Origin of the sequence: Mesorhizobium sp. M7A.F.Ca.ET.027.03.2.1, from assembly GCF_003999175.1 — a bacterium.
Classification (GTDB): Bacteria; Pseudomonadota; Alphaproteobacteria; order Rhizobiales; family Rhizobiaceae; genus Mesorhizobium.
The window spans coordinates 1-2,461 of record NZ_RZOM01000935.1 but is presented as its reverse complement, the minus strand read 5'-3'; the positions used below and the strand labels follow the sequence as shown (position 1 = coordinate 2,461).

Annotated in this window: 2 protein-coding genes and 1 pseudogene; 1 reads left to right on the top strand and 2 read right to left on the bottom strand. The window is 64.2% G+C overall.

Annotated elements, in window-relative coordinates; genetic code table 11:
• Positions 1-84 precede the first annotated feature (84 nt).
• Complete coding sequence (locus EN750_RS29255) at positions 85-1,086, top strand: aldo/keto reductase (RefSeq protein WP_127398830.1); 1,002 nt, start codon at positions 85-87, stop codon at positions 1,084-1,086.
• A 101-nt stretch (positions 1,087-1,187) separates the two neighbouring features.
• Here the strand turns inward: EN750_RS29255 and EN750_RS29250 are convergent, their stop codons facing one another.
• Both EN750_RS29250 and EN750_RS29245 read right to left on the bottom strand, forming a co-directional pair.
• Positions 1,188-1,835 carry a glutathione S-transferase family protein gene (locus EN750_RS29250; protein WP_127398829.1) on the bottom strand — a complete coding sequence of 216 codons (648 nt, stop codon included), beginning with the start codon at positions 1,833-1,835 and terminating at the stop codon, positions 1,188-1,190.
• Positions 1,836-1,982: 147 nt separating this feature from the next.
• Positions 1,983-2,461 (bottom strand): annotated as a pseudogene (locus EN750_RS29245) (AI-2E family transporter); the annotation flags it as partial.

The window sequence follows — 2,461 nt, the reverse complement described above, 5'->3', positions numbered from 1 at the left end:
GCCATCGGCATGCGGCCGAACACCCTGTGGGAATTGAGCGATCGGCTGCTATAATTCCTGGACCCTTCCCGGAGAACGCCTGCCATGACCCTGAAAACACGCAAGCTCGGCAGCCAGGGGCTGCAGGTCTCGGCCATCGGCCTCGGCTGCATGGGCATGAGCCAGTCCTACGGGCCGGCCGACGAGGCCGAGTCCATCGCCACGCTGCACCGCGCCATCGAACTCGGCTGCACCTTCCTCGACACCGCCGAGGTCTATGGCCCGTATACCAACGAGGCATTGCTCGGCCGGGCGTTGAAGGGCAAGCGCGGCCAGGTGACGATCGCCACCAAATTCGGCTTCCGCATCGAAAACGGCAAGCAGGCTGGAACCGACAGCCGGCCCGAGCACATTCGTGAGGTCGTGGAAGCCTCGCTCGGCCGCCTCGGAACCGACCGTATCGACCTGCTCTACCAGCACCGCGTCGACCCGGCGGTGCCGATGGAGGATGTCGCGGGCGCCGTCGGCGAACTCGTCGCGCAAGGCAAGGTGCGCTTCTTCGGCCTGTCGGAGGCCGGCGCGGCCAACATCCGCCGGGCGCATGCCGTGTATCCGGTGTCGGCGGTGCAGAGCGAGTATTCGCTGTGGGAGCGCAATCTGGAGCCGGAGATCATCCCGCTGCTTGGCGAACTCGGCATCGGCCTGGTGCCGTTCTCGCCGCTCGGCCGAGGTTTTCTCACCGGCCAGGTCAAGCGCGCGGAAGACTATCCCGACGGCGATTATCGCCGCAACGACCCGCGCTACCAGGGCGAAAACTACGACGCCAATGTCGAGGCGGCCGCCAAGGTGAGCGACATCGCTGCTGCGCGCGGCGTCAAGCCCGGCCAGGTCGCGTTGGCCTGGCTGCTGGCGAAGGGCGACGGCTTTGGCATCGACATCGTGCCGATCCCCGGCACCAAGCGCAGAAAATACCTGGAAGAGAACGTCGCCGCCGCCACAATCAAACTCGATGCCGCCGAGATGGCCGCGCTCGACGAAGCGCTTGCGCCGGGAAAAGTCTCCGGCCCGCGCTACACCGAGCGGGGCATGGCGATGGTCGACCGGTAGGGGCACCGCCCGTCTCGCTCTGAGGGGCAATGCCCTCGCTCAACTCTTCGGCTGCTGCTGATGTCAAATCTGCCGTCGGCTCGGCTTTATCAGCCAATGTTTCAGCTGGCTGGTGGAGCGTTGACCGCAAATTGCGCAGCGAAAGCCCTGATGTAAGCAGGCCGAGCTTCACCGCGCGCTACATATGCAGAAAGATTTTGATATTCGTCCAAAATGCCCGACATTCTTAGTCGCAGCAGCACCGATACCATCAACAGATCGCCCGCGCTGAATGCATCGTCGAGCCACTCGGCGGCGCCCAGGCGAGCCGAGAGCCTGTCGAGACAGGCGCGAACACGATCCTTCACCAATGGCAAACGCTCCTCGCTCCAGGGCTTGTCAGCTTCGAATATCTTTGCCGTCGTTAATTCGAGGATCGGCGGCTCGACTGTGTTAAGTGCGGCAAACATCCACGTGATCGCACGCGCGCGGGGATCGCGATCGCCGGGCAGCAGGCCCGCGTGCTGCTCGGCAAGGTGAAGGATGATCGAGCCGGTCTCGAACAGTGAGAGAGAACCCTCCTCGTAGGTGGGGATCTGGCCGAAGGGATGGAGGGCCAGATGGTCCGGCGCCTTCATCTGCGCGAAGGAAACAAACCGAACCTCATAAGGCAGCCCTACCTCTTCGAGCGCCCAGCGAACGCGCGTATCGCGCGCCAGTCCCTTGCCGCGATCGGGCGATCGCTCAAATGCCGTGATGGTGATTGTCATCGCATCGTTCCTGATTGGGCGAATTCTTCGGCTCCCTATCGTGAAGACGAATGGGCCTCCCGGAAATCGACATCGGTGTGAACTATTTTCCGCAATTCGTGCCTGGCTTGTCGACCCCGACATTGCCGAAGAAGGCAAAGGCAGGGCCTAATCCGCCGCTGCCGCCGTGACCTTCTTGGACGCGGCCCGCTGTCGCCGCATGCGCCGTTTGGCGACGAGCTTGAGAGCGACCGGCGGCTCGTTTGAGAGCGCGCCCAGCACGGCGTCGACCATGCCATGCGCCACGAAATCCGCGTTCATATCGCGGGCCAGTTTGCCGGCCGTCTCCTTGTCCTCTGCAGCGGCCTCCGACCAGAACACGATTCCCACCCGAAGCGCGGCCTTGGCACGCTTCAGCCGGCGAACCAGAAAGCGGGCGTGCTTGACGGAATCCCGGTTCAGGAAGCCGACTACGACGGTGTCGACGGTCTCGAGCTCAAGGCGGCGAATGCTGGCCGGCTCCATGTCGGCAAAGCCGGCTTTCGATACGGTCGCCCCCTGGACCTCCAGCACCTGCGCCAGCATCGCGGCGGCGGCGTCGTCGAGCTCGCCACGCCCACCGGCGCAAAGCACGGACATATCCGTTC

Coding starts and splice junctions, on each gene's coding strand:
- EN750_RS29255 (WP_127398830.1), top strand. CDS start 85: ATGACCCTGAAAACACGCAAGCTCGGCAGCCAGGGGCTGCAGGTCTCG.
- EN750_RS29250 (WP_127398829.1), bottom strand. CDS start 1,835: ATGACAATCACCATCACGGCATTTGAGCGATCGCCCGATCGCGGCAAG.